24 protein-coding genes and 4 tRNA genes are annotated in these 25,042 nt (G+C 60.2%); 23 read left to right on the forward strand and 5 right to left on the reverse strand.

The genetic code is table 11. The features are described from left to right. The first annotated feature begins 70 nt into the window (after positions 1 to 70). From H8S57_RS03915 to H8S57_RS03925, 3 genes are all read left to right on the forward strand, one after another. The gene (locus H8S57_RS03915) at positions 71 to 1,471 is read left to right on the forward strand and encodes an MmgE/PrpD family protein (RefSeq protein WP_186906774.1); all 1,401 of its coding nucleotides are present in this window, start codon (positions 71 to 73) and stop codon (positions 1,469 to 1,471) included. A gap of 242 nt (positions 1,472 to 1,713) precedes the next feature. Continuing rightward, on the forward strand, positions 1,714 to 3,108 hold the full coding sequence (locus tag H8S57_RS03920; RefSeq protein WP_186906775.1) for an MmgE/PrpD family protein: 1,395 nt from the start codon (positions 1,714 to 1,716) through the stop codon (positions 3,106 to 3,108). A 483-nt stretch (positions 3,109 to 3,591) separates the two neighbouring features. Then, on the forward strand, positions 3,592 to 3,807 hold the full coding sequence (locus H8S57_RS03925; protein ID WP_186906776.1) for a PspC domain-containing protein: 216 nt from the start codon (positions 3,592 to 3,594) through the stop codon (positions 3,805 to 3,807). Between the two features lie 51 nt (positions 3,808 to 3,858). On the opposite strand, the gene H8S57_RS03930 is transcribed toward H8S57_RS03925, so the two are convergent. Both H8S57_RS03930 and H8S57_RS03935 read right to left on the reverse strand, forming a co-directional pair. Then, positions 3,859 to 4,077, reverse strand: a complete 219-nt coding sequence (locus tag H8S57_RS03930) for a hypothetical protein (protein WP_186906777.1) — start codon at positions 4,075 to 4,077, stop codon at positions 3,859 to 3,861. A gap of 12 nt (positions 4,078 to 4,089) precedes the next feature. Further along, a complete protein-coding gene (locus H8S57_RS03935) occupies positions 4,090 to 4,461 on the reverse strand; it encodes a YegP family protein (protein WP_186906778.1) in 372 nt (123 codons plus the stop codon). Between the two features lie 135 nt (positions 4,462 to 4,596). Here H8S57_RS03935 and H8S57_RS03940 point away from each other — a divergent pair, with 135 nt between their 5' ends. The 11 genes from H8S57_RS03940 to H8S57_RS03990 all read left to right on the forward strand — a co-directional run bounded on the left by H8S57_RS03940 (position 4,597) and on the right by H8S57_RS03990 (position 16,563). After that, positions 4,597 to 4,962, forward strand: a complete 366-nt coding sequence (locus H8S57_RS03940; protein ID WP_186906779.1) for an MGMT family protein — start codon at positions 4,597 to 4,599, stop codon at positions 4,960 to 4,962. A gap of 82 nt (positions 4,963 to 5,044) precedes the next feature. Then, entirely contained in the window at positions 5,045 to 5,965 is a 921-nt protein-coding gene (locus H8S57_RS03945; protein ID WP_186906780.1) for a DUF2156 domain-containing protein, read from the forward strand. Then, positions 5,947 to 6,876, forward strand: a complete 930-nt coding sequence (locus tag H8S57_RS03950) for a GNAT family N-acetyltransferase (RefSeq protein WP_369807592.1) — start codon at positions 5,947 to 5,949, stop codon at positions 6,874 to 6,876. The genes H8S57_RS03945 and H8S57_RS03950 overlap by 19 nt, the downstream gene beginning before the upstream one ends. A gap of 510 nt (positions 6,877 to 7,386) precedes the next feature. Continuing rightward, complete coding sequence (locus H8S57_RS03955; protein ID WP_186906781.1) at positions 7,387 to 8,328, forward strand: ABC transporter permease; 942 nt, start codon at positions 7,387 to 7,389, stop codon at positions 8,326 to 8,328. Between the two features lie 3 nt (positions 8,329 to 8,331). Then, entirely contained in the window at positions 8,332 to 9,675 is a 1,344-nt protein-coding gene (locus H8S57_RS03960) for an ABC transporter permease (RefSeq protein ID WP_186906782.1), read from the forward strand. Between the two features lie 19 nt (positions 9,676 to 9,694). Continuing rightward, positions 9,695 to 10,735, forward strand: a complete 1,041-nt coding sequence (locus H8S57_RS03965; protein WP_186906783.1) for an ABC transporter ATP-binding protein — start codon at positions 9,695 to 9,697, stop codon at positions 10,733 to 10,735. After that, complete coding sequence (locus tag H8S57_RS03970) at positions 10,728 to 11,798, forward strand: ABC transporter ATP-binding protein (RefSeq protein ID WP_256174672.1); 1,071 nt, start codon at positions 10,728 to 10,730, stop codon at positions 11,796 to 11,798. The genes H8S57_RS03965 and H8S57_RS03970 overlap by 8 nt, the downstream gene beginning before the upstream one ends. A gap of 460 nt (positions 11,799 to 12,258) precedes the next feature. Then, positions 12,259 to 14,007 (forward strand): peptide ABC transporter substrate-binding protein, encoded by a 1,749-nt coding sequence (locus tag H8S57_RS03975; protein WP_186906785.1) that lies wholly within the window; start codon positions 12,259 to 12,261, stop codon positions 14,005 to 14,007. 167 nt (positions 14,008 to 14,174) lie between these two features. Further along, a complete protein-coding gene (locus tag H8S57_RS03980) occupies positions 14,175 to 15,026 on the forward strand; it encodes a transporter substrate-binding domain-containing protein (RefSeq protein WP_186906786.1) in 852 nt (283 codons plus the stop codon). A gap of 96 nt (positions 15,027 to 15,122) precedes the next feature. Then, positions 15,123 to 15,854 (forward strand): amino acid ABC transporter permease, encoded by a 732-nt coding sequence (locus H8S57_RS03985; protein WP_186906787.1) that lies wholly within the window; start codon positions 15,123 to 15,125, stop codon positions 15,852 to 15,854. Further along, positions 15,841 to 16,563, forward strand: a complete 723-nt coding sequence (locus tag H8S57_RS03990) for an amino acid ABC transporter ATP-binding protein (RefSeq protein ID WP_186906788.1) — start codon at positions 15,841 to 15,843, stop codon at positions 16,561 to 16,563. The genes H8S57_RS03985 and H8S57_RS03990 overlap by 14 nt, the downstream gene beginning before the upstream one ends. A gap of 122 nt (positions 16,564 to 16,685) precedes the next feature. Here H8S57_RS03990 and H8S57_RS03995 read toward each other — a convergent pair whose 3' ends face one another. Further along, positions 16,686 to 18,359 carry a DAK2 domain-containing protein gene (locus H8S57_RS03995; protein ID WP_186906789.1) on the reverse strand — a complete coding sequence of 558 codons (1,674 nt, stop codon included), beginning with the start codon at positions 18,357 to 18,359 and terminating at the stop codon, positions 16,686 to 16,688. A 35-nt stretch (positions 18,360 to 18,394) separates the two neighbouring features. Continuing rightward, positions 18,395 to 18,745: an Asp23/Gls24 family envelope stress response protein gene (locus H8S57_RS04000; RefSeq protein ID WP_186906790.1), complete on the reverse strand. Its 351-nt coding sequence runs from the start codon at positions 18,743 to 18,745 to the stop codon at positions 18,395 to 18,397. Between the two features lie 216 nt (positions 18,746 to 18,961). Here H8S57_RS04000 and H8S57_RS04005 point away from each other — a divergent pair, with 216 nt between their 5' ends. The 5 genes from H8S57_RS04005 to H8S57_RS04025 all read left to right on the forward strand — a co-directional run bounded on the left by H8S57_RS04005 (position 18,962) and on the right by H8S57_RS04025 (position 20,440). Continuing rightward, positions 18,962 to 19,153 (forward strand): hypothetical protein, encoded by a 192-nt coding sequence (locus H8S57_RS04005; RefSeq protein ID WP_186906791.1) that lies wholly within the window; start codon positions 18,962 to 18,964, stop codon positions 19,151 to 19,153. A 208-nt stretch (positions 19,154 to 19,361) separates the two neighbouring features. Then, complete coding sequence (vanR, locus tag H8S57_RS04010; protein WP_186906792.1) at positions 19,362 to 20,057, forward strand: VanR-ABDEGLN family response regulator transcription factor; 696 nt, start codon at positions 19,362 to 19,364, stop codon at positions 20,055 to 20,057. A gap of 77 nt (positions 20,058 to 20,134) precedes the next feature. Beyond that, positions 20,135 to 20,211, forward strand: a tRNA-Met gene (locus H8S57_RS04015). A gap of 73 nt (positions 20,212 to 20,284) precedes the next feature. Further along, positions 20,285 to 20,359 (forward strand) — tRNA-Glu (locus tag H8S57_RS04020). A gap of 5 nt (positions 20,360 to 20,364) precedes the next feature. Next, positions 20,365 to 20,440 (forward strand) — tRNA-Val (locus H8S57_RS04025). A gap of 305 nt (positions 20,441 to 20,745) precedes the next feature. On the opposite strand, the gene H8S57_RS04030 is transcribed toward H8S57_RS04025, so the two are convergent. After that, positions 20,746 to 20,821: transfer RNA gene (locus H8S57_RS04030), tRNA-Val, on the reverse strand. Positions 20,822 to 20,960: 139 nt separating this feature from the next. Here H8S57_RS04030 and H8S57_RS04035 point away from each other — a divergent pair. The 4 genes from H8S57_RS04035 (at position 20,961) to H8S57_RS04050 (ending at position 25,037) form a co-directional block, all read left to right on the forward strand. Then, positions 20,961 to 21,749, forward strand: a complete 789-nt coding sequence (locus H8S57_RS04035; RefSeq protein WP_186906793.1) for an alpha/beta hydrolase — start codon at positions 20,961 to 20,963, stop codon at positions 21,747 to 21,749. A gap of 4 nt (positions 21,750 to 21,753) precedes the next feature. Then, a complete protein-coding gene (ymfI, locus tag H8S57_RS04040; RefSeq protein WP_186906794.1) occupies positions 21,754 to 22,476 on the forward strand; it encodes an elongation factor P 5-aminopentanone reductase in 723 nt (240 codons plus the stop codon). Between the two features lie 134 nt (positions 22,477 to 22,610). Then, positions 22,611 to 23,882: an ABC transporter substrate-binding protein gene (locus tag H8S57_RS04045; protein WP_186906822.1), complete on the forward strand. Its 1,272-nt coding sequence runs from the start codon at positions 22,611 to 22,613 to the stop codon at positions 23,880 to 23,882. Between the two features lie 246 nt (positions 23,883 to 24,128). Then, positions 24,129 to 25,037, forward strand: a complete 909-nt coding sequence (locus H8S57_RS04050; RefSeq protein ID WP_186906795.1) for a branched-chain amino acid ABC transporter permease — start codon at positions 24,129 to 24,131, stop codon at positions 25,035 to 25,037. Positions 25,038 to 25,042 lie beyond the last annotated feature (5 nt).

Here is a 25,042-nt window from a genome sequence, read left to right on the forward strand (position 1 = left end):
GTCTGGCGGACTCCTCTACAGACACGGTGGAGTCCGTCGGCCGCTCTGATTATAGACGGAGGAACATTTTATGGGTAAAGTTTCTAATGCGTTTATTGATTTTGCCTGCGAATACAGCAACTACAATAAGCTTCCGGAGCGTGTGATCCAGGGGGCCAAAAAGGTGCTTTTGGACGGAATTGGAGACGCGCTGGGCGGGATCTCGTCGGACAAGGGTAAAATCGGTGTTTCTATGGCCCGCGCAATGGGCGGTGTGCCACAATCTACGCTCATCGGAATCGGCGGCAAGTACTCTGCTCCGGTGGCGGCCTTTGCAAATGCAGAGATGCTGAACGGTCTTGATCTGGATCCAGTGCCCCACATTCCACCCATCGTCGTCCCTGCCCTATTGGCAGTGGCGGAAGCTCAGGGAGCCAGTGGCAAGGAATTGCTGGCTGCGCTCAGCGTTGGCCAGGAGGTAGCGCGCCGCCTCAGCCGGGTTCTGCTGTCCATCATGACCGTTTCCGTTATGAAATGTGGTAAGACTCCAGATATTTTTGGCAACAGCAACGAGCACATTATTGGCGCCGCGGTGGGCAACGGCATCTTGATGGGGCTTGACCGCGAGCAAATGGCCCATGCCATCGCCATCTCGGCATACTTCTGTAGCTTGCCTGTTTGCCGTGACTGGGAGTCCACCATGCCAAAATCCATGATTAAGTATGTGCCTGTCTCCTGGATGGCCCAAGGCTCTGTCCAGGCCGCCCAGCTGGCCAAATTCGGCTATACAGGAAACAAGGAGACCTTGGACACGGATCTGGGCTTCCCTGCCATCTACTGCCGCGAGGAGGGGGTTTGGGATCCAGACAAGGTGATCGAGCGGCTGGGCGAGGAATGGTTCTCCACTGCGTACAGCTTCAAACCCTACCCCTGCTGCCGCTATCTGCATAGCGTGCTGGACTGCTTCTATAAGCTCCTGGGGAAATACCGCTTCGCCCCTCATGAGATTGAGTCTGTGGACTGTTATACCAGTGCCTTTGTGGCGCATCCTGACCAATACGCCGTGGAAAACCAAATTGATGCCCAATTCAGTGGCCCCTACTGTATCGCCTTGGCGGCCATGAACTACAAGCCAGGCCCTGCGTGGCAGGACACCCAGGCCCTGACCGATCCAGCCATCCACGACTTTATGCACAGAGTCAAGATGCATGTCGCCCCCGAGTACGCCGAACATAAGAAGAAAGACCAGCGCTCCTGGTATGGCCGGGTGGAGGTCCATGCCCGCAGTCAGGTATTCACGGAAGAAACCCTCTACTCCAAGGGCACTAACATGGAGGGGTGGGAATTGTCCGACGAAGAATTCTATGATCGTTTCCGTACGTGTGCTTCAGTGATCCTTCCTAAATACAAAATAGAGCGGGCAATTGAGATTATAGAACACATCGAAGACTATCCCAGTTTAGACAAGCTGATGGAGAATATCACGCTGTAATTCCGGTCCTGCCCCGCTTAAACCGGACTGAAAGAGGTGCCTGTGTATGACAGACGCAGATAAAACTGACGAAGTCCCTGAGCCCGCCGCCGCTGAAATTGCCGAGCATTGCTCGACTAGTTTTTACCTTGAATTGCTGGATCTTCCCGCCTGTAAGCGCGGCCGGCCGTGTGATCTCTGTGGGCGGTGTGAGCACTAAGCTGTCGTATCATAGCTATATAGGATACAAGGAGTTGACCATTATGAGCAACGAGCGCTACGCTCCGCCGAAGGTGACCGACCTTCTCTGTAAAACCGTTGTAAATACTAAATTCGAACACCTGAGCGACTGGAACGTGAAGTGCTTCAAGGACCGACTGCTGGATACCACGGGCTGTCTGTTCGGCGGTGCCATCGTCAAAGACAACCAAGTCCTCACCGATCTTCTGTATAGGTGGGGCGGTGCTGGGGAGGCCCCTGTCTTTTTGCATGGCTTTCGTACCCCGCTTCCCAATGCGGTGTTGCTCAACTGCGTGACCACCCGCTCCAACGACTATGGCAGCATGGCCTTCAAAATCTTCGGCGAGACGCTTCCTTCCCATGTGGGTGAGACTTTGATCCCTCTGAACCTGACGTTGGCTGATGCCTATGGTGTCAGCGGCGCTGATTTTATTGCCCATAACGTGGCTGCGGAGGATATGACGGCACGTCTGCTCTATTCCCTGCGTAGACGCTGGCCCTATGATATGCTCCTGGTATCCTCCGCCGCGGCCGCTCTTACATCGCGTTACTATGGTTTGGATGCTGCCCAAACCAAGGCTGCCCTCTCTTATGCCGCCACCAACAGCACCGATCCCGCCAACGCGTACTATGACTATTCCCAAGAGTTTAAATACCACAACGGAGAAAGTGCCCGATGCGGCATTATGTCCTGCGAGTTGGCTAAGGGTGGATGGAGTGGTCTGTCCGATCCGTATTTTGGACATTGGGGTCTGGCTGTCCGAAACGACAATGATGAATTATCGCCCAATTACGAGAAATGTATCGAAGGGTTGGGAACAGAATATTTTACTGAGGGCTGTTTCAAGCGTTTTCCCTGCGGCATTCCGAATACCGGGGCCTGTATTGCCGCCATGAAGGTACGCAGGCAGTTTGAAGGTTGCTACAAGTTAGCTGATATCAGTCGGGTGGATGTGGATCGATCCGGGAACATTCGCTACAACTACTATGCAGCGCCTTTCAGCAGTCCAACTCAGATCAACGCTCTTTTCTGCCGTCAGTTCAACGTCTGTTGTGTCCTGTATCATGGGGATATACGGATAGAGTATATACAGTCAGAAGCGCTTCAGAGCACCCCCGAACTTCTGGAGTTGGTTCAAAAGTCTACATCCGGGGTCTGTCCATTGCCTAGTGGCCAAACCGACCCCTTTTTCCGAGTCCGCGTCACCATGAAGGATGGCGCCGTGTTTGAGGATGCAGAGCCTGCCATTTTCAACACGTCTTATCCGACTCAAGAAGAAATTATCGGAAAATTCCGTAAACAGGTTCAGGCCTACGGCAAGCTGCCCAAGGCGGCGGAAGAAAAAATTATCGATTTGGCCCTGCATATCGAAACGCTTTCTGATATGCGGGAGTATACTTCTCTCTTAATGGGGTAAGTAGGAAAATATGCACGACGGAGACAATTTTGCTGCAACGCCAATTATGCCATTATGGCACCGCTTCACATCACTGCATGCACACCAATCGGCTGCTGCCCTAATGCTGCGGCTGTGCCCCCGCAGCAAGTGCTTGTGCCTATTTTTAGCTACAGTGCTACTCCACAGAATCGTTGCAGTATTACCTGTTTTAACAGACAGCGGTGATTAGCCAAATCGCCTCTATGCAGAGATTCCCTTTTCTATAACGCTAGACATGTATCGAATCTTAGGGCGCAACATGCCACTAACTTTTGAACGTTGTGAATAATGCCGGATTGAAAAAAGCAATGAAAATGTGGTAAAATGAGAACCAGCGGCGAACCGGATGGATACCGATCTCCAATCATGTATTTCTTCTTTTGACCCAATTTTAAAGGTTCCGGAAGGATTTTTTAACAGCGGCGTGGTATCATGTACCCAGAACGACAAGGAGGGGTCAACATGAATGAACCCAAAAAGCTCTATCGAATCGAGCAGGGAGCCAAGCTGTTCGGCGTCTGCGGCGGTATCGCGGAATACTTCAATATCGACGCCAACCTGGTGCGGCTGATCTGGGTGGTGCTCAGCCTGCTCACCGTAGTGGTGACCGGCGTTGTCCTCTATCTCATTGCCGCGCTGCTCCTGCCCAAGAAGAGCGACGTATATCCGGGTTATTAGCGAGTGCGCAAAAAGGGACGCGCCCCCCGTTTCGGGGACGCGTCCCTTTTGTCAAAAGAGTTTTTTTAGGGAATCGACGGTGTCCGAAAGTTTGCCGGCCGAGAGCTTGGCCTTCACGCCTTGAACGATCTGTTGGATTGCATCATCCGGCAAATCCACGCCCAAAAGCTTCTCCACGGCTTTGGCTGGGTTCTGCTGGAACTGAGCCCGCAGTGCGCTGTCCTTAGCGAAGGATTCCGCCAGCTGACGGATTTGAGCGTTGAGATCCATACGCCGCGCTCCTTACGCCTGCTCCACGATGGAGGCGTCGGGGGCGTTTTTCTTGACGGATTCGATTCCGTTCATGCAGCTGGCCATGGCCTTGTACCCCTCGCTGACGGCGATGATTTGGCCGTTGACCGCTTTCAGACGGAACCGGAATTCCCCGGCTTTGTCGGCGTAGACCTCGAACTTGGGGTGCTTTGCGGCGGGATACCCCTCCACGGTCTGATCCTCCACGGCCGCCGCGGGCGCGTTCTTCTGAACGCTGGCGATGCCCTTGCGGCAGGCATCCTCAGAGGTATAGACCTCTGAAGTGGCGATGGTTTCTCCGTTGCCCGCCTTCAAGTCGAACTTGATGCCGGTGCTGGTCTTTCGAATGACGAATTTACCCATGATATTGCCTCCCTTCAAAGTTAAAGCATCGGAATTCAGGAACAGAATACATCAAAAGTACATAAAAGGCAAGAAAAAACGGGGAAAAGGGCGAAGGCCGGCGGGGCCACCGCGGAGACACGGGAGAAGATGGATATGAACTTTTATGAGCGCGTATACTGTCTGGTGCGGCAGATTCCGCAGGGCAAATGTGCCAGCTATGGGCAGATAGCCCTGCTGCTGGGTTCGCCCCGGGCGGCCCGGGCGGTGGGATATGCCCTGCGTGCCTGCAGGGAACCGGGGGTCCCCTGCCACAGGGTGCTCCGGGCCGACGGTTCCGCCAGCTGCGCGTTCGGCCCGGGCGTACAGCGGTCTCTGCTGGAGGCGGAGGGCGTGGCGTTTACGGCGGAGGGCCGGGTGGACTGGACGCGGAGCATGTGGGACGGACAGGCTGAGGCGCGGGACGCGGCGCACGAAGGCGGCCTGCCGCCGCCTGCTTATATTAAAGGTAGGAGGCGTTGACGGCGCGCCGGTTTTGCTTGCCATATGGATGCGGGCGTGATAACATATCGGTACACTGGGAAAACAAGGAGACGAAACCTGTATGATCGATTTTCACCCTCCCCGCCTGGAGGAAAAGCCTTGGGTCGACGAGCTGCTGCGGCGGGCGGACTACCGGGGCTGCGACTATAATTTTACCAACCTGTTTGTATGGAGCCGGGCGTACCACCAGGAGATTGCCCGGGTGGACGATTTTCTGGTGACCCATGTCTGCGGGCGGATGGGATGCAGCTTTATGTTCCCCGCCGGAGGCGGCGATCTGGCGAGCGTGATCCGGAAGCTGGAGGAGGAAGCGGCCCGGCGGGGCGAGCCCCTGCGGCTGGTGTGCCTTACCCCGCGCCAAATGGCGGAGCTGGAGGAGTTTTTTCCCGGTCAGTTTACCTTCACCGCCGACCGGGACGGATACGACTATCTCTACGAGATCGACCGCCTGGCCGATTTGGGCGGCAAGCGCCTGCATGCCAAGCGCAACCATATCAACCGTTTTATGGAGAACAATCCCTCCTGGACCTATGAGGAGATCACGCCCGAGAGCCTGGGCGAGTGCCTGGCCATGGACAAGGAGTGGTACCGGCGCTCTCTCGCGCGGGAGGGAGAGGCGGAGGAACGGGACCTGGGGGACGAGGGCGTCGCCCTTCGGCAGGCCATGGAGCATTATCAGGCGCTGGGCCTGGAGGGAGGGCTGATCCGGGTATACGGCGAGGTGGTGGCCTTCACCATGGGGGATCTGCTGAACAGCGACACCTACGACGTACACTTTGAGAAAGCCTACGGAGAGCTTCAGGGAGCCTACGCCATGATCAACCGTGAATTTGCCCGCTGGGTGCGCGGACGCCATCCCAATGTGAGATACCTCAACCGGGAGGACGACATGGGGGTGGAGGGGCTGCGCAAGGCAAAGGAATCCTACTACCCCGACCAGATGGTGGAAAAGCACACAGCGATGTGGAAGAGGGAGACCTGATCCGGCGGATCATTGGAAAGGAGGCGGGGCAGATGGTGGACATCCGCCCATCCAGGCCGGGGGAGATCCCGGCGCAGAAGGCGCTCTGGAAGACGGCCTTCGGGGACGAAGACCGCTTGATCGACTGGTTTTATGACTGCTGCATGCCGGAGGAGGATATGCTCCTGCTGCTGGAGGATGGACGCCTGGCTTCCATGCTGGCGCTGCTGCCCGTGTCGCTGTCCCTGCCCGGGGGCGTGGAGGCGGCGGGACGCTATGTCTATGCCCTGGCCACCGATCCCTCCATGCGCGGTAAGGGATATGGGCGGCAGCTGCTGCACTATGTGGACGGATTCCTGTCTTCCCGGGGGAGCGATTGTGTCACCGTAGTCCCCGCCGAGCCCAGCCTGCATAAGTTTTTTGCCACTGTGGCGTTTTGCCCGGCCTTTTCCACCCGGAAGCTGGAGCTGCTGCGGGACATGGTGGGGCCGGCGCGTGCGGAGGACGGCCTGACGGAGGCGGAGCCGCAGGAGTACGGCCGCCTGCGGCGCGCCCTGCTCTCGGATACCGCCGCGGTCCATTATGATCAGCGCCTGCTGCGGTTCCAGCAGGGCATGAGCCGTATGAACGGCGGGGGCTTGTACAAGATCACGGTGGACGGTGTGGAGGGCTGCGCCGCGGCTGAGTATGTGGATCGGCACAGCGTATTGTGCAAGGAGCTGCTGATCCCGTCTCAGCACCTGGCGCGGGCCGTGGCCCGGCTGGCGGAGCGGCTGCCCGCCGACCGGTATCATGTGCGTACCCCCGCCGGGTGGGAGGGCCTGCCGGGCAGCTACAACCAGGCGTTCGGAATGGTCAAGTGGTACGACCGGGAAAAGCGGGCGCTGTGGGAGCGGACGGCGCACGGCTATATGGGCCTCGGGTTTGACTGATAGGGCATCCGGCTGGAGGGGCGCTGCCTGTGTGGGGCGCGGCGCGGTTGAACCGCTCCGGCCCGCCGGAGAAAACGGGCGTACGCCGGTATCATGCGCCTGAAGCATCGAATTTTGCAGAATATGTCCCCAAAAGCGGCGCACGGCAAGTCCGTGCGCCGCTTTTTGCATCGTTTCTGGTCGGATGCTTCAGCACGTTAGTTTGACGGGTTTGGCTGCAAATGAATAATTTTTAACTTTGATGGTTTTATATTCGCTTGCAAGTTTAAAAATGAAGAAAAAAGACACCAAAAAACAGTTTTTCATAATAAAGAAAATTGTTTTCCGAAATAATTTATGGACAAATACGAGGATAAATGTTCGTGTCGTGAGGACACTTGCAAGAAAAGGAGTCATTTCCATCAAAAAGGCGGAGGGAATCCCTTGACGCAGGAGGGCTTTTAAGATAAAATAAACGAACGCTAATATGGGGCATCATGAATTGAAGCAACAGATATAGGAAGTGAAGAAATGGCAAAATACACAGCGAAGCGAGTAGTGATGGCGCTGTTGACGCTGCTGGTGGTGGCCTGCATTACCTTTTTCCTGATGAACGCCATACCGGGGAACCCGTGGCTGTCGGAGAAGACGCCGTCCCAGGCGACGATCGACGCGCTGAACGCGAAGTATGGGCTGGACCAGCCGCTGATCGTGCAGCTGGGAAAGTACCTGGGGAACCTGCTGCAGGGGGACTTCGGGGTGTCGATCAAAATGCAGAAGAACCGCCCGGTCCTGGACATCATCCTGGAGATGTTCCCGGTTTCGGCGAAGGTGGGCATCGTGGCCATCTGCTGGGCGGTGGTGGTCGGGGTGCCGTTGGGCTGCCTGGCCGCCTATAAGCGGGGGACTTGGGTGGACAGCCTTTTGCGGGTGGTGTGCACCATCGGCATCTCAATGCCGGGCTTCGTGGTGGCGACGATCCTGCTGCATACGCTGTGCGGCGGGATCGAGGGGCTCAAGATTTTCCCGACGATCTTTGACGGGACGCTGAAGAGCTATGTGCTGCCCTGCGCGGCGCTTGGGTTCTATCCCATGTGCTACCTGTCCCGGCAGACCCGGACGGCCATGCTGGACTCCATCAACCAGGAGTACATCAAGACGGCGCGGGCCAAGGGGCTGAAGAACAAGAAGATTATTTTCAAGCACGCCCTGCGCAACGCCCTCATCCCGGTCATCACCTACCTGGGCCCCCAGATCGCCTTTACCCTGTGCGGCGGGCTGGTGGTGGAGAAGGTGTTCTCCATCCCCGGTCTGGGGCGCTATTTCATCCAGTCCATCCAGAACCGGGATTACCCCGTGATCATGGGGACGACCATCTTCCTGGCGGCGTTCATCATCGTGATGAACCTGCTGGTGGATCTGGCGTACAAACTGGTGGACCCGCGGATCAATCTTTCGAAGGGAGGGAACTGACCGATGGCCGAACACAAGCGGAAAAAGACCTTCGGCTCCCTCCAGCCGGATATCGAGGACATCCTGTCGTGGAACGAGCTGCCCGGCGACGCCTTCGAGGCGGCAACCACCGAGGAGCGGGAGAACTTTATTCAGGACCGGAAGAGCGTGTCCTATTGGGCGGACGCCTGGCGGCGGCTGCGGAAGAACACAGTGGCCATGGTGGCTTTGTGCATCGTGGTGATCATCGCCCTGTTTGCATTCATCGGCCCGATGGTGGTTCCGTACACCTACAAGCAGCAGGTGCGCGGCTCCGAGTCGCTGCATCCGTGGCACTACAGCCTGGAAGACCAGAAGCGGATCAGCGATTACCTGGAGGAGCACAACGGCGCGGGCAAGCTGACCCCGGACGAGGCGGTGGAGAAGGCCCGCGCGGAAGCGGCGGCGGCGGGCAAGACCCTCTCCCGTGTGGAGGAGGCCAAGATCCGCGCTCAGGCCAATGTGAGCCAGGGGCAGACCGCCGAGGAGGTCACCCAGGCCGACGCCGTGAAGGCGCTGGGCATCCAGTCCAAGCCGTTCGGCTACTCGATGCAGGAACTGCAGCGCAAGGCCGCCGGGGAGGACGTGTTCCCCCACGTGTTCGGCACCGACGAGCAGGGGCGTGACATCATGGTGCGTGTGATGGTGGGCGCCCGGGTGTCCATTATCGTAGGCGTGTGCGCGGCCCTGCTGGTGCTGGTGATCGGCGCGCTGTACGGCTCCATCTCCGGCTACTGCGGCGGCATGGTGGACACGGTCATGCAGCGGATCGTGGAGCTGATCTACTCCATACCGGAGATGCTGATCATCCTGCTGCTCTCGGCCACGCTGAAGCCGGCGCTGGAACAGTTCCAGAACTCCGGCAACGGGCCGCTGCAGAACCTGGTGACCATCCTGGGTCCCAATATTATCGCCATGTTCATCGCCTTCGGGCTGTTGTACTGGGTGACCATGTCCCGCATCATCCGCGGGCAGATCCTCCAGCTCAAGCAGCAGGAGTACGTGACGGCGGCCCGGGCGCTGGGGGCGAAGGGCGGGCGCATCATCAAGCGCCACCTGCTGCCCAACTGCGTGGGCCAGATCGTCACCACCACGTTCCTGCAGATCCCGTCCGCCATCTTCCTGGAGTCATTCCTGTCCTTCGTGGGCGTGGGCGTGTCCGCGCCCCTGACCAGCCTGGGCTCCATGTGCTCCGAGGCCCTGAGCGGTCTGACCACCTATCCCTATCGCCTGTTTATCCCGGCGGCCATCCTGAGCCTGCTGATCCTGTGCCTGAATCTGTTCGGCGACGGTCTGCGGGACGCGCTGGACCCCCGGCTGAAGAAATAAGAAAGGAGGAGACAAACCTATGGACCATACGGAAAAGAACGGCAAGCTGCTGGAAGTCAAGGATCTGCACGTCTCCTTCTTCACCCCCGCGGGCGAAGTCAAGGCCGTGGGCGGCATCAGCTATGATCTGAATTACGGCGAGGTCATGGGCATCGTGGGAGAGTCCGGCTCCGGCAAGAGCGTGGAAGCCTACTCCATCATCGGGCTGCTGCAGTCCCCGGGCAAGGTCATCGGGGGGTCCATCACCTTTGAGGGGGAGGACGTGCTGGCCAAGAGCAAGGAGGAGATGATCGCCTTCCGCGGCAGCAAGGTGGCCATGATCTTCCAGAACCCCATGACCTGCCTCAACCCCGTATACACCATCGGCAACCAGCTGATCGAGGCCCTGAAGGCCCACGACAAGGGCGTCTCCAAGGAGGCGGCGGCCAAGCGGGCCATGGAGATGCTGGAGCTGGTGGGCATCAACAACGTGGAAAAGCGGATGAAGCAGTACCCCCATGAGCTTTCCGGCGGTATGCGGCAGCGGGTGATGATCGCCATGGGGCTGATCTGCCACCCTCAGCTGCTGATCGCGGACGAGCCGACCACGGCGCTGGACGTGACCATCCAGGCCCAGATCCTGGAACTGATGAAGGACCTGCAGAAGAAGACCCATATGGGCATCATCTTTATTACCCACAACCTGGGCGTGGTGGCGGAGATCTGCGACAAGGTGTCGGTCATGTACGCGGGGAAGATGGTGGAGCAGGGGCCGGTGGACGATATCTTCTATCAGCCCGGTCACCCCTACACGATGGGACTGCTGCGCTCCATGCCGCGGGTGGACGCGGAGAGCTACGAGCGGCTGATCCCCATTGAGGGCACTCCCGTGGACATGCTCAACCCGCCCGAGGGCTGCCCCTTCGCGCCCCGGTGCGAGCACGCCATGAAGATCTGCCTGCAGAAGATGCCGCCCTATGTGGAGCTGGGCAACCAGCACCGCTCGGCCTGCTGGCTGCGGGTACAGGAGCAGCTGGAGCGGGAAAAGGGGGAGAAGAAGGAGGTGGACGGCCGTGAGTGAGCAAAAAGACATCCTCGTACAGGTCGATCACCTGAAGAAGTATTTTGGGGTCAAGGGTTTAAAGGGCCCCGGCGTGCAGGCGGTGGAGGACGTGTCCCTGTTCATCCGGCGGGGCGAGACCCTGGGCCTGGTGGGGGAGTCCGGCTGCGGCAAGACCACGCTGGGCCGGACCATCCTGCAGCTGCATGAGCCTACCTCGGGCCGGATCGTCTATGACGGACAGACCATCTTCGAGGGGAAGGATCCCTGGCAGCGCAAGAGCGTGCCGGTCCGGGAGAAGGACGGCTCCACCACGAAACGGGAGGAGCTGGTCCAGGTCAAGGTGCCCCGGCCCAAGCAGGTGAACATGCTGCCCTACCGGCGGAAGATGCAGATCATCTTCCAGGACCCCTCTGCCTCCCTGGACCCCCGCATGACGGTGGGGGAGATCATCGGCGAGGCGCTGGACATCCACAAGCTGTGCGCTTCCAAGGCGGAGCGCACGGAACGGATCAAGGAGCTGCTGGGGCAGGTGGGACTGAATACCGAGCACGCCAACCGCTATCCCCATGAGTTTTCCGGAGGCCAGCAGCAGCGGGTGGGCATTGCCCGGGCCCTGGCGGTGAAGCCGGAGTTTATCGTGTGTGACGAGCCCATCTCGGCGCTGGACGTGTCCATCCAGTCGCAGGTGGTGAACATGCTGGAGGATATGCAGCAGGAGATGGGGCTGACCTATCTGTTCATTGCCCACGACCTGAGCGTGGTGCGGCATATCTCCAACCGCATCGGCGTGATGTACCTGGGCACAATGGTGGAGCTGGCGGAGAGCTACGAGCTCAACCGTAACCCGATGCATCCCTACACCAAGACGCTGCTGTCCGCAGTGCCTGTGCCCGATCCGGAGGTAAGCCGCTCCCGGCAGCGGATCGTACTGGAGGGCGATATCCCGTCGCCCATGAATCCGCCTACCGGCTGCCGCTTCCACACCCGCTGTCCCTATGCCACAGAAAAGTGCAGGGAAGCGGTCCCCGAGTTCAAAGAATATGCGCCCGACCATTGGGCCGCGTGCCATCTGCTGGGGTAAGGGGCGCATATTCTTCGGCCGGCAGGGCCGGCCCGCCGCGTGGGCGGCGTCCAAGCGGTTTGGCCGCATGGCCAAACCCTTGCCGCAGGGCCAAACCCTTGCCGCAGGGCGGATCGATTCCGCCCGAGGAAGCGCGGTAAAGGCGGGGCCCCCGCGGGGCGCGGCCCCGCGGGGGGCATATGCGCCCGGCCATTGGGCCGCGTGCCATCTGCCGGGGTAAGGAGCGCACGGAAGGCCACGCCCGGCGCAGGCGGCAGGAAAAGGATCTGGATTTTTGTTCAAATTTATGTAACAAATTTGAAACAATTGCTTTACACTCCGCTGAGCTCTATGATATAATCGGTTTGTTCCAAAAAGGCCATGGCCTTTTTGCGCCCGCAGAATGCGGGCGCAAAGAAACCCATTGTGTATCGCGCCGTAAGGCGAAATGATACAAAAATGAAAAATGGAGGTCCATATAATGAAAAAGACGAAGCTCCTGTCTCTGCTTCTGTCCGTGATCTTTGTGGTTTCTCTGCTGGCCGGCTGCGGCGGCGGCGGGACTGCGGAGACCACCGCGCCGGAGAGCACTGCTCCGGAGACCACCGCTCCCGAAACCACCGCTCCTTCCGACGGCGCGTATGAGATCACTCTGAACATCGCGTCCGAGCCCCAGTCCATCGACCCCGCCCTGAACTCCGCCGTGGACGGCGCCATCATGCTGGGCCACATGTTCGAGGGCCTGATGAAGTGGGAGGACTCCGGCGTGGAGGCCAACGGCTCCGACGGTACGGCCAACAATGCCGCGCTGACCTATGGCCAGGCCGCCAGCTATGAAAAGGCTGAGAACGCCGACGGCACCGTCACCTACACCTTTACGCTGCGTGACGACGCCATGTGGTCGGACGGCCAGCCCGTCACCGCCCAGGACTTTGTGTACTCCTGGCAGCGCCTGGTCACCCCCGAGACCGCCGCTGACTACAACTACATGATCGACTGCGTCGTGAACGCCAATGAGATCATGGCCGGCGAGAAGGAGCCCTCCGAGCTGGGCGTTTCCGCCCCCGACGAGCACACCTTCGTGGTGACGCTGGTGAACGATCTGCCCTACTTTACCGAGATCTGCGCCTTCCCCGCCACCTTCCCCGTGCGTCAGGACATGATCGAGGCCGCCGGCGACCAGTGGACCTTCGATACCGCTACCTACCTGTCCAACGGCCCCTACACCATGACCGCCTGGAACCACAACTCCGAGATCATCATGGAGCCCAACCAGTATTACTATGACGTGGCCAACCTGGGCCCCGACAAGATCACCTTTAAGCTGATGGACGACCAGAACGCCATGCTGTCCGGCTTCAACTCCGGCGAGCTGGACTTCATCGAGGATGTGCCTCAGGCTGAAATCGCCGGCCTGATCGCCTCCGGCGACCTGAAGATCGTGGACTACATCGGCACCTACTATGTCTGCTACCAGACCCAGAAGGCCCCCTTCGACAATCCCAAGGTCCGTCAGGCCTTCACTCTGGCCGTTGACCGCACCTACATCGTCAACCAGGTGACCCAGTCCGGCCAGGTCGAGGCCGGCGGCTTCGTGCCCGCGGGCGTGTATGACGCCGAGGGCGCTTCCGGCGCGGACTTCCGCACCAACGGCGGCGACTACTACGCGCCCACCGACGCCGACTACGAGGCCAACTGCGAGCTGGCCCGCCAGCTGCTGGCCGAGGCCGGCTATCCCAACGGCGAGGGCTTCCCGGTGGTCGAGTACCTGTACAACACCTCCGACGCCCACAAGGCCGTGGCTGAGGCCCTGCAGTACATGTGGGAGACCGAGCTGGGCGTGACCGTGACGCTGAACAACCAGGAGTGGGCCGTGTTCCTGCAGACCCGTAAGGACGGCGACTACTCCATCGCCCGCAACGGCTGGATCGCCGACTACAACGATCCCATGTCCTTCCTGGATATGTGGCTCACCGGCGGCGGCAACAACGACGCTCAGTACGTCAACCCCGAGTACGACGCGCTGATCCAGGCCGCCAAGTCCACCACCGATCCTGCCGAGCGCATGCAGGCCATGCATGACGCCGAGGACATCATCATCGGCCAGGACTGGGCCCTTAACCCCCTGTACTTCTACACCCAGAAGTACATGATCTCCGACCGTATCAACGGCATGTACTACACCCCCCTGGGCTACTTCTTCTTTACCTACGCCCAGCCCAACGCCTAAAACGCAACAGCAAAAGGGCGGAGCCGACCGGCTCCGCCCTTTGTTTTTTGTCAGCTTTGACGAATGAATAAATATTGCATTTATCTGAATATGGTGTATAATAAGAAACATCCAAACCGGAATGAGGCTATTACATCTGTGGATACCATGAATAGGAGAGAATGAAAATGAAGCAGTTTAAGAAGATTGCTGTCCTTGGCCTGGCACTGGCCATGTCCGTCAGCCTGCTGGCCGCCTGCTCCGGCGGTTCCGGCACCGCCGCCACCCCGGCCCCTGAGACCGCCGCGCCCGAGACCACGGCTCCGGAAACGACCCCCGCCGACGGCCTGGTCACCGTGGAAGCGGGCAAGCTCCACATGTCTACCAACGCCGCCTTCCCTCCCTATGAGATGGTGAAGGACGACGGCACCTTCGAGGGCATCGACGTGGAGGTGGCTGCCGCGATCGCCGAAAAGCTGGGGCTGGAGCTGGTCGTGGACGACATGGGCTTTGACGCCGCCCTGCTGGCCGCGCAGAATGGCCAGAGCGACATCGTCATGGCCGGCGTGACCGTCACCGAGGAGCGCGCGGCCGTCATGGAGTTCTCCGACAGCTACGCCACGGGCGTGCAGGTGGTCATCGTCAAGGAGGGCTCCGATGTGACCATGGACAACCTGGGTGAGAAGATGATCGGTTGCCAGAAGGCCACCACCGGCTACATCTATGCGTCGGATACTCCTGAGAAGGGCGGCTACGGCGAGGACCACGTCATCGCCTATGAGACCGGCGCTCTGGCCGTAGAGGCCCTGAAGAACGGCCAGGTGGACTGTGTCATCATCGACAATGAGCCTGCCAAGGCCTATGTGGCCGCCAATGAGGGCCTGACCATCCTGGATGGCGAGTGGGTCACCGAGGATTACGCCATCGGCATGAAGAAGGGCAACACCGCCCTGCTGGAGGCCGTGAACAACGCTATGGCCGAGCTGAAGGCCGACGGCACCTTCCAGACGATCGTGGACAAGTATATTACCACGAAATAAGGGTGAGCATTGAGGCGGCGACTCCCGGGCTGCGTTCCGGGAGCCGCCTTTCTCGCTGTCCGCCCCAACGGTTGAGGCAAAGAAAGGAGAGAGCCTATGGGTACTCGGCTGATAGAGTTCCTTGACTGGTTCAGTGTGGGCTTCCACCGGGCCTTCCTCGAAGGGGAGCGCTGGAAGCTGTATCTCAAGGGCATGGGGGTCACGCTGCAGCTCACCATCGCCGCCCTTGTCATCGGTATTGTGCTGGGCGTGGTGGTGGCCGTCGTCCGTACCGCCCACGACCAGCAGCGGCTGGGCCACCGGAACGTGGTGCTGGGTATTTTAAACGGTGTGTGCAAGGTGTATACCACCATCATCCGGGGCACGCCCATGATGGTCCAGCTGCTCATCTGGGGCTTCGTCATTTTTAAGACCAGCCGCAACCATACCATGGTTGGGATCCTGGGCCTTGGCATCAACTCGGGGGCCTACGTGGCCGAGATCGTCCGCGGCGGACTGATGAGCGTGGACATGGGACAGACCGAGGCGGGCCGCTCCCTGGGCCTCAACTACCTGGACACCATGCGTTTTATTGTGATTCCTCAGGCATTCAAGAACATCCTGCCCGCCCTGGGCAACGAGCTGATCACGCTGTTTAAGGACACCTCTCTGGTCTCGGCCATCGGCGGTACGGAGCTGGTCTACTTTGCCGAGGCGGTGGGCGCCAAGACCTATGAGTACATGTTCCCCTACGTGGGCATCGCCGTGATGTATCTGGTGGTCGTGATGGTCCTGACCTGGCTTCAGGGCAAGCTGGAAAGGAGGCTGCGTCAAAGTGATCGACGTTAAACACCTGTCCAAATCCTTCGGCAGCCACCTGGTGCTGGACGATATCAGCGAGCACATCTCCCCCGGGGAAAAGGTGGTGGTCATCGGGCCTTCCGGCTCGGGCAAATCCACGTTCCTGCGCTGCCTCAACCTGCTGGAGACGCCCTCTGCCGGTACGATCACCTTCGGCGGCACCGAGATCACCGACCCTAAGACGGAGATCGACAAGGTGCGCCGCCAGATGGGGATGGTGTTCCAGCACTTCAATCTCTTTCCCAATATGACCATCCGCAGAAACATTACCCTGGCGCCGGTGCGCACCGGCCTTATGAAGCAGGGAGAAGCCGATGCGGAGGCGGTCAAGCTGCTGGAGCGCGTGGGGCTGGCGGACCGGGCGGATTCCTACCCGGCCCAGCTTTCCGGCGGGCAGAAGCAGCGGATCGCCATTGTCCGTGCCTTGGCCATGAAGCCGAAGCTGATGCTCTTTGACGAGCCCACTTCCGCCCTGGACCCCGAAATGGTGGGCGAGGTGCTGGAGGTCATGAAGGAGCTGGCCCGGGAGGGCATGACGATGGTGGTGGTCACCCATGAGATGGGCTTCGCCCGAGAGGTGGGCACCCGGGTCCTCTTTATGGACGGCGGTAAGATTTTGGAACAGAACGAGCCGCAGGCCTTTTTCGCCAACCCCAGGGAGGAGCGGACGAAAGAGTTCCTGTCCAAGGTACTGTGAACGGCAAAAGGACCGATTTCCCACCAGCCCGCAAGCTGGTGGGAAATCGGTCCTTTTTGTGTGTTTGCCGGATTGGGCCGCGCCCGGGGCGGCTTTTGCAGCCGCGCTCCGGTCTCAACGGCTCATTCCGCCGAGATCATATAGTAGTAAACGGGCTGCCCGCCGGACAGCAGGGTGATCTCCGCATTGGGACAGGCGTCGGTGAAAAGCTTCAGCGCCTTCTGAGCGTCCTTTTCCGACACGTCCTCCCCATAAAAGATGTTGATAAATTCCGCATTCTGCTGGGGCTCGGCCTCCGCCAAACGGCGCAGGAGCTTATCCAGCTTCCGGTCGGTGCCGAAGAGCTGATGCTCGGTGAGGGCCAGATAGTCGCCCCGCTGGATGGCAAAACCGTCGAAATCGGAGTCCCGGGCGGCATAGGTGATCTCACTGGTGTGGACGCGGCCCAGCGCCTCGGTCATGGCGGCGGTATTGTCCTCCTCGGAACCCTCCGGGTCCATCACCATCAGAGCGGAAATGCCCTGAGGCACCGTCTTGGTGGGCAGCACCACCACCCGCTTGCCCTCGGCCAGAGGGATGCACTGCTCGGCGGCCATGATGATATTCTTGTTGTTGGGCAGTACGTAGACGATTTCAGCCGGAGTGCGGTCGATCTCCCGCATGATATCTTCCGTGGAGGGGTTCATGGTCTGACCGCCGCTGATGACGCCGTCGGCGCCCAGATCCCGGAAGACCTCCGCCAGGCCTGCGCCCGCCGCGACGGCCACCACGCCGTATCGCTTTTCCGGCGGGGCGACGTTCCGGCCTGCGTGGGAATGGTCGGCCTCCTCCAGGTCGTCGGTGCTCTGAATGTGCCGGCCGGCGGCCAGATCCTCCGCCTGGGTGCGCATGTTCTCGATCTTGGCCAGCTCCAGGGTACCGTACTTCTGGGCCTCCGTGAGGGCGGCGCCGGGGATGTCGGTATGGACATGCACCTTGAACGCATCGTCGTCCTCGCCGATGACCAGGCTGTCGCCAATGCTGTTGAGATAGGCCTGGAAGGCTTCCAGGCTTTTCCGGGTGGTTTTGCGGACGATGAACACCGTGTCGAAGGTAAAGGTGATCTCCTCGGCGGCAATGGCGGCGTAGTCGGTCTTCTGCTCGGGCTTGGCGTGGTCCCCGCTCTCCTCAGGCAGGGGCAGGCCGCGCATCGAGTCCAGCATCCCCTGAAGAATGACCAGAAACCCCTTGCCGCCGGCGTCTACGACCCCTGCCTTTTTCAGTACGGGGTTTTGGTTGATGGTGTTCTCCAGGGCGAGCTGGCCCTCCGCGATGGCGGCTTCCAGCACGGCCTCCGGGTCGTTGGGCGTGGCCCGCGCGGCGTCAGCCGCCCGGGCGGCGGCCAGGCGGGAGACGGTAAGGATCGTGCCCTCGGCGGGCTTCATCACCGCCTTGTAGGCGGCGGCCACGCCAAAGTCCAGGGCAATGGCCAGCTCGCGGCCGTCGATGACGTCCTTGTCCTTCACGGCCTTGGCAAACCCCCGGAAAAGCAGGGAGAGGATGACGCCGGAATTGCCCCGGGCGCCCCGCAGCAGAGCGGAGGCGTTGGCGGCGGCGGCGTCTGACACCGTCTTGGGGTGCTTTTTGCGCAGTTCGGCAGCAGCGGTGGAGATGGTCAGGCTCATATTGGTGCCGGTATCCCCGTCGGGCACGGGGAAGACGTTGAGCTCGTTGATCTGCTGCTTTTGTAGATTGATGGAGGCCGCCGCGTGGATGATCGCCTGAGCAAACGACGCTCCGTCAATACACTCTCTCATGTCTGTGTTCCTTCCTTTCGATGGCGGACCAGGGGTCAGCCGATGACCATGGAGTCGATGCACACGTCTACGTTGCGCACCTCGGCGCCGGTGGTACGGCTGACGATATAGCGCACCTCGCTCATGATGGAGCGGCTGACCGCCATCAGATTGACGCCGTTGTCCACGATGATGTGCAGCTCAATGGAGACGGTGGCATCGTCGTTATAGGTCACCTTGACGCCCTTGGCCATGGACTCCCGCCGCAGCAGGTGGACCAGCCCGTCGGTTGCGGAGCGGATCGCCATCCCCTTGACGCCGTAGCAGTTGGTCGCCGCCGCGCCGGTGATGTGGGTAAACACCTCGCTGCTGATGGTAATCTCGCCCTTTTCAGTTTGCAGCTTCATGGAATCCCGTCCTTTCTGGGAAAATGCAAGCAGGCCGCCGCGAAGACGGCCGATTTCTTTTCATTCGTTTCTATATTGTATTCTATTTTCATGCAAATTACAAGGGAAAAAAGTTTCAAGAAAGTAGGGCGGCGCACTTGTATTTTGGGAAAGAAACGTGTAAACTGTGGATAGCAATGGATCAGCAGCAAAAACGGTAAGGAGGCTGCCTGCACGATGAAAAAGTTTTTTTGCGGTGTGGTGAAGTTTTTCACCATTCTCACCATCCTGGCCGCTCTGGCCTACACTGTGGTTCTCTATTGGGATAAGATCGTCGATTTCGTCGACCGTGTGAAGGGGCTGTTGGCAGAGAAGAAGCTCTGCTGCTGCCATGACGAGACGGACGACTACGCCGATTGGGACGAGTAAGGCGAAAACCGGTCAGCCGGGCCTGCGAACGCGGACCCGGCTCTTTTTCGCGCCCGTTCCTGATGTTTTTCTTACAATGATGCGCCTGGCTTGACCTGCCTGCGGCAGATTGGTTATAATAGCACTGATGGCAAAGTACGCCGGCTGAAGCAACCGCTTTGCAGAGTTGCCGCGGCACACTGGAATACCGCTGAAAGGGGAGCGTGCCATGGATGCCAATATCCTGGTTGTAGACGACGAGCCGGAGATCGCCGATCTGGTGGAGGTCTACCTGAAAAGCGAGGGGTGCACCGTCTTCAAATGCGGCACGGGCACCGAAGCGCTGGCCTGCGTGGCCCGCGAGCGGCTGGATCTGGCCATTCTGGACGTGATGCTGCCCGATATCAGCGGCTTTACCCTGTGCGGGGAGATCCGCAAGGAGCACCACTTTCCGGTGCTTATGCTCACCGCCAAGGTGGATGATATGGACAAGATCACAGGGCTGACCATCGGCGCGGACGACTACATCACCAAACCCTTCAATCCTCTGGAATTGGTGGCCCGGGTGAAGGCGCAGCTGCGGCGCTATACCCGCTATAACGAGGCGGACAAGTCCTCCGAGAGCCGGGACCTGATCGATTTCAACGGCCTGGTCATCAATCGGGGCACGCATGAGTGCCAGCTCTACGACCGGGAGCTGAATCTGACGCCCATTGAGTTTGACATCCTATGGATGCTGTGTGAAAACCGGGGACAGGTCATCTCCGCCGAGCGCCTGTTTGAGACGGTATGGGGAGAGAAGTATCTGGACCGGAACAATACCGTTATGGTACACATCCGCCGTTTGCGGGAGAAAATGGGCGAGCCCAGCCGGAATCCCCGGTTCATCAAAACGGTATGGGGCGTGGGGTATAAAATCGACTGATTTTCCGTAAAAAAAGATTGACAAGCCGGGACAAATCGGGTATACTAACTCTTGCCCTGTGTGGCAGGGCCTGACAAGGCGGCATAGCTCAGTTGGCTAGAGCATGCGGTTCATACCCGCAGTGTCCCCGGTTCAAATCCAGGTGCCGCTACCAGACCCAAAAGACGGCACGTGCCGTCTTTTGGGACTTTCCTTCGGGAAGGGACCCCGGCCCGCTTGGGCAACATGGCCCGTTGGTCAAGTGGTTAAGACACCGCCCTTTCACGGCGGTAACACGAGTTCGAGTCTCGTACGGGTCACCAAATATGGAGGCGTAGCTCAGCCGGTAGAGCACTTGCTTCACACGCAAGGGGTCACAGATTCGAGTTCTGTCGTCTCCACCAAAAAAGAAGACACGCTGGAAGCGTGTCTTCTTTTTTTACGCGCCTGCCGCGGTTCCATGGGATAGCACAGGGCAGAGCCGTGCCGCCCACACGCCTGCGCCGCGACAGGATCGGCGCCGGTGGAATGGATGAGGACCGCTTCAAAGGCTGCAAGATCTGGAGGAGGCCCCTCGAAATCCGGCTGAAATTGTGGGATGAGGCAGGGCCGCAGAGGACGGGATCCCATCCCGTCCTCTGCGGCCCTGCCCTGCTTGAACAGCATTTGCAAAAAGCTCTGGAACCCATATGGTTCCAGAGCTTTGATCTGGTGGACGATACAGGACTTGAACCTGTGACCTCCCGCACGTCAAGCGGATGCTCTACCAGCTGAGCTAATCGTCCAGACAGCGAAGATTATTATATCCGCAACAGGACGACTTGTCAATACTTTTTTCCGAATTCCTCTTTTAAAGAGTGAAGGAAACTGCTATACTGGAGCAAAGGGAGAAAGCTGGCGAACGGAGAAAAAGGAGCGGGAGATATGCTGTACCGGGAATTTGGCCCCGCAGAGCTGCATCCGGGGCTGACGGCGGGGGAAGGAGTCCGGCTGCGGGCCTATTGCCGGGAACACACCGGCCTGTTGGCCGATGACGGCAAGCGCTGGGCGGTGCTTATCCTCCCGGGCGGGGCCTACCGGCGCCTGGCGCCCGCGGAGTCCGAGCCCGTGGCGCTGGCCTTCTTGGCGGCGGGGATCCAAGCCTTTGTATTGGATTACAGTGTGCTGCCCAGACGCTGGCCCCAGCCTCTGCTGGAGACGGCCGCAGCGGTGGCCTTCCTTCGCTCGCATGCGGCGGAGTACGGCTTTCGTGCCGACCGGGTGGCTGTATGCGGTTTTTCGGCAGGCGGACATCTGGCAGGATATCTGTCGGGCCGTTGGGAGGATCCGGCGATCGGAGCGGCGCTGGGCCTGACGCCGGATCAGGTGCGGCCTGACGCGGCGGTTTTGGGCTATCCGGTGGTCCACCTGGCGGCGCTGCTGGAGGAGATCGGAGCGCCGGAGGCGCTGCGGCTGGACCGGCAGGTCCGGCCGGGCCACCCGCCCGTCTTTTTGTGGGCCACTGTGCGGGATGCGACCGTCCCGGTGGAAAATACGCTGGATTATGCCCGCGCGCTGCGGGCGGCGGAGGTGCCCTTTGAGCTGCATCTCTTTGCGGACGGGCCGCATGCCATGGGGCTGGCCGACCGGGAGAGCGCCCGGGACGAGGATCACTGCAATGCCCACGCAGCTGCATGGCATCCCCTGTGCGTGGACTGGCTGAAAGGACGATAACAAAATGGGACAAAAGGTCGTTCTTATTACCGGTGGCAGTCGCGGCATCGGCGCGGCCTGTGTCCGGCGCTTTGCCGCGGACGGGTGCCGGGTGGTCATAAACTACCGCGGCTCCCGGGGCCAGGCAGAGGCTCTGGCGGCCCAGGTCGGGGGACTGGCCCTTCAGGCCGACGTGGCCGACCCGGTCCAGGTACAAGATATGGTTGACAATGTGTTAGATAAATTTTGTCAACTTGACATTCTGGTATGCAATGCCGGAATCTCCCAGCAGAAACTGTTTGGCGATTTGACTGACGCCGACTGGCGGCGGATGTTCGCCGTAAATGTGGATGGGGTCTTCCACAGCATCCGGGCCGTGCTTCCCCACTTCATCCACCGGAAGGCGGGGCGCATCGTGACGGTATCCTCCATGTGGGGGCAGGTGGGGGGCTCCTGCGAGGCGGCCTATTCCGCTTCCAAGGCGGCGGTCATCGGCCTGACAAAGGCTCTGGCCAAGGAGCTGGGCCCCTCGGGCATCACGGTCAACTGCGTGGCCCCGGGGGTCATTGATACCGAAATGAACGCCCGCCTGGATGCCGGGACGCTGGCGGCGCTGGCGGAGGAGACCCCGCTGGGGACCATCGGCACGCCGGAGGACGTGGCGCAGTCGGTCTGTTTTCTGGCCTCTGACGCCGCCCGGTTCATTACCGGACAGGTGCTGGCGCCGAACGGCGGGCTGGTAATTTAGACCGGCGCGTTTTAAAATTGTCGATATCTCCCACAATGGCTGTCCGCATTGGACGGCCATTGTGCATTTTAGCGGTTGACAATTTTGCTGTGGGAAGATATAATTGTCAACAACCTTAAAGGAGGTAATGAATGATGAAGAAATCCCGCATCCTGTCTCTTGCCATGGCGGGTGCCCTTTGCTTCTCCCTGCTGGCCGGCTGCGGCGGCAGCGGCGGCACCGCCAGTTCCCCCGCGCCTGAGACCACCAGCCCCGAGACCGGCGCGCCCGAAAGCACCGCCCCCGCCGGCGGCAGCACGTCCGCGTTCAAGCTGGGCGGCACCGGCCCCCTGACGGGCGGCGCGGCCATCTACGGCAACGCGGCCAAGCAGGGCGCCGAGATCGCCGTAGAGGAGATCAACGCCCTGAACGGCGACATCCGGTTCGACCTGCGCTATGAGGACGACGCCCACGACGCCGAGAAGGCGGGCAACGCCTATAACACCCTGAAGGACTGGGGCCTGCAGATCTTCCTGGGCTCCGTTACATCCACCCCCTGCGTGGCCACCTCTTCCGAGAGCAACGCCGACCACATCTTCCTGCTGACGCCTTCCGCCTCTTCCACCGACGTGCTGGGCGGCGTGGCCGATCCTCTGACCGGCACCGTGAACATCCCCCGGAAGGACAACGCGTTCCAGATGTGCTTCATGGACCCCAACCAGGGCTCCGCTTCCGCGCAGTACATTTCGGATAAGACGCTGGGCGAGAAGATCGCCGTCATCTACAAGAACGACGACGTGTACTCCACCGGCATCTACAACAGCTTTGTCGCCAAGGCCGCCGAGCTGGGCCTGGAGATCGTGTCCACCACCACCTTTACGGAGGACAGCCAGACCGACTTCTCCGTCCAGATCGCCGACGCCAAGACCAACGGCGCCGACCTGATCTTCCTGCCGATGTACTACACGCCCGCCTCGCTGATCCTGGCCCAGGCCAAGGCTGTGGGGTATGCGCCCACGTTCTTCGGCGTGGACGGCATGGACGGCATCCTGACGCTGGACGGCTTCGACACCGCCCTGGCGGAAGGCGTTATGCTGCTGACCCCCTTCAACGCCGACGCCGAAGATGACGCTACCCGGAGTTTTGTGACCAAGTATCAGGAGAAGTACGGCGATATTCCCAACCAGTTTGCCGCCGACGCCTACGACTGCGTCTATGCCATTTATCAGGCCCTGACCAATGCCGGCGCTACCTCCGATATGAGCGCCAGTGAGCTGTGCGACCTGCTGATCGCCCAGTTCACCTCCCCTGAGTTCTCCTTTGACGGCCTGACCGGCGAGGGGATGACCTGGGATGAGACCGGCGCGGTCTCCAAGAGCCCCAAGGGCATGGTCATTGCCAACGGCGCTTACGTGGGCATGGACTAAGCCCGGACACAGCTGCCATACAGAACAGCGGTATTTATCCCGCCCTTACGGAAGTTCCGAGAGGGCTGCCCGAAACGGCAGCCCTCTTACTTCTGTTTTTGTCCCGCCGTGTCGTCCCGAGCGAAGGGGAGGAAGCGCTTCCTCCCCTTCGCTCAGGACGACAGAGAAGTTGCGGTCCTGTTTGGACGAGCGGCGCGGTCCGCCGGTCCGGACTCGGACCCGAGAGAGAATTACGAGGTGTGTGTTATGACCTTCCTGAACCATCTGATCAACGGGATCAGCCTGGGCAGCGTCTACGCCATCATCGCCCTGGGGTACACCATGGTGTACGGCATTGCCAAGATGCTCAATTTTGCCCACGGGGACGTGATTATGGTCGGAGCTTACGTCTGCTTCTTTGCCAGCTCCAGCTTCGGACTGCCCCCCATCCTGGGCGTACTCCTGGCCATGGCGGTCTGCACCGCCCTGGGCGTGGTGATCGAGCGGCTGGCCTACAAGCCGCTCCGGCAGGCCACCTCCCTGGCCGTGCTCATCACCGCCATTGGTATGAGCTACTTCCTCCAGAATGCCGCGCAGCTGCTCTGGACCTCCAACCCGAAGATCTTCCCCACCTTTTTTACCGTTACCGACCGGGAGACCGGGGCCGTCAAGACCGGCATCAGCCTGTTTGAAGGGCAGCTGAACCTCTCCTATGCCTCCATCGTGACCATCGCGGCCTGTATCGTCATCATGATCGCCCTGACCCTGTTTACCAGCAAAAGCAAGATGGGCAAGGCCATGCGGGCCTGCTCCGAGGACAAGGCGGCGGCACAGCTGATGGGGATCAACGTGAATACCACCATTTCCATGACCTTTGCCATCGGCTCCTGCCTGGCGGCCATCGCGGGCGTGCTGCTGTGCTCCTCCTATCCCACCCTCCAGCCCACCACCGGCTCCATGCCCGGCATCAAGGCGTTTACCGCCGCCGTCTTCGGCGGCATCGGCTCCATCCCGGGGGCGCTGCTGGGCGGCATCCTGCTGGGCGTCATCGAGATTTTGGCCAAGGCATACCTGTCCACCCAGCTCTCCGACGCCATCGTCTTTGCCGTGCTCATCGTCGTACTGCTGGTGAAGCCTGCCGGCCTGCTTGGCAAGCTGGTCCGCGAGAAAGTTTGAGGTGG

This window comes from Lawsonibacter hominis (genome assembly GCF_014287895.1).
GTDB classification, from domain to species: Bacteria; Bacillota; Clostridia; order Oscillospirales; family Oscillospiraceae; genus Lawsonibacter_A; species Lawsonibacter_A hominis.

Bases quoted from the DNA above. Each gene is read 5' to 3' on its own strand.
- H8S57_RS03915 (WP_186906774.1), top strand. From the start codon at position 71: ATGGGTAAAGTTTCTAATGCGTTTATTGATTTTGCCTGCGAATACAGC.
- H8S57_RS03920 (WP_186906775.1), top strand. From the start codon at position 1,714: ATGAGCAACGAGCGCTACGCTCCGCCGAAGGTGACCGACCTTCTCTGT.
- H8S57_RS03925 (WP_186906776.1), top strand. From the start codon at position 3,592: ATGAATGAACCCAAAAAGCTCTATCGAATCGAGCAGGGAGCCAAGCTG.
- H8S57_RS03930 (WP_186906777.1), bottom strand. From the start codon at position 4,077: ATGGATCTCAACGCTCAAATCCGTCAGCTGGCGGAATCCTTCGCTAAG.
- H8S57_RS03935 (WP_186906778.1), bottom strand. From the start codon at position 4,461: ATGGGTAAATTCGTCATTCGAAAGACCAGCACCGGCATCAAGTTCGAC.
- H8S57_RS03940 (WP_186906779.1), top strand. From the start codon at position 4,597: ATGAACTTTTATGAGCGCGTATACTGTCTGGTGCGGCAGATTCCGCAG.
- H8S57_RS03945 (WP_186906780.1), top strand. From the start codon at position 5,045: ATGATCGATTTTCACCCTCCCCGCCTGGAGGAAAAGCCTTGGGTCGAC.
- H8S57_RS03955 (WP_186906781.1), top strand. From the start codon at position 7,387: ATGGCAAAATACACAGCGAAGCGAGTAGTGATGGCGCTGTTGACGCTG.
- H8S57_RS03960 (WP_186906782.1), top strand. From the start codon at position 8,332: ATGGCCGAACACAAGCGGAAAAAGACCTTCGGCTCCCTCCAGCCGGAT.
- H8S57_RS03965 (WP_186906783.1), top strand. From the start codon at position 9,695: ATGGACCATACGGAAAAGAACGGCAAGCTGCTGGAAGTCAAGGATCTG.
- H8S57_RS03975 (WP_186906785.1), top strand. From the start codon at position 12,259: ATGAAAAAGACGAAGCTCCTGTCTCTGCTTCTGTCCGTGATCTTTGTG.
- H8S57_RS03980 (WP_186906786.1), top strand. From the start codon at position 14,175: ATGAAGCAGTTTAAGAAGATTGCTGTCCTTGGCCTGGCACTGGCCATG.
- H8S57_RS03985 (WP_186906787.1), top strand. From the start codon at position 15,123: ATGGGTACTCGGCTGATAGAGTTCCTTGACTGGTTCAGTGTGGGCTTC.
- H8S57_RS03995 (WP_186906789.1), bottom strand. From the start codon at position 18,359: ATGAGAGAGTGTATTGACGGAGCGTCGTTTGCTCAGGCGATCATCCAC.
- H8S57_RS04000 (WP_186906790.1), bottom strand. From the start codon at position 18,745: ATGAAGCTGCAAACTGAAAAGGGCGAGATTACCATCAGCAGCGAGGTG.
- H8S57_RS04005 (WP_186906791.1), top strand. From the start codon at position 18,962: ATGAAAAAGTTTTTTTGCGGTGTGGTGAAGTTTTTCACCATTCTCACC.
- vanR (WP_186906792.1), top strand. From the start codon at position 19,362: ATGGATGCCAATATCCTGGTTGTAGACGACGAGCCGGAGATCGCCGAT.
- H8S57_RS04035 (WP_186906793.1), top strand. From the start codon at position 20,961: ATGCTGTACCGGGAATTTGGCCCCGCAGAGCTGCATCCGGGGCTGACG.
- ymfI (WP_186906794.1), top strand. From the start codon at position 21,754: ATGGGACAAAAGGTCGTTCTTATTACCGGTGGCAGTCGCGGCATCGGC.
- H8S57_RS04045 (WP_186906822.1), top strand. From the start codon at position 22,611: ATGAAGAAATCCCGCATCCTGTCTCTTGCCATGGCGGGTGCCCTTTGC.
- H8S57_RS04050 (WP_186906795.1), top strand. From the start codon at position 24,129: ATGACCTTCCTGAACCATCTGATCAACGGGATCAGCCTGGGCAGCGTC.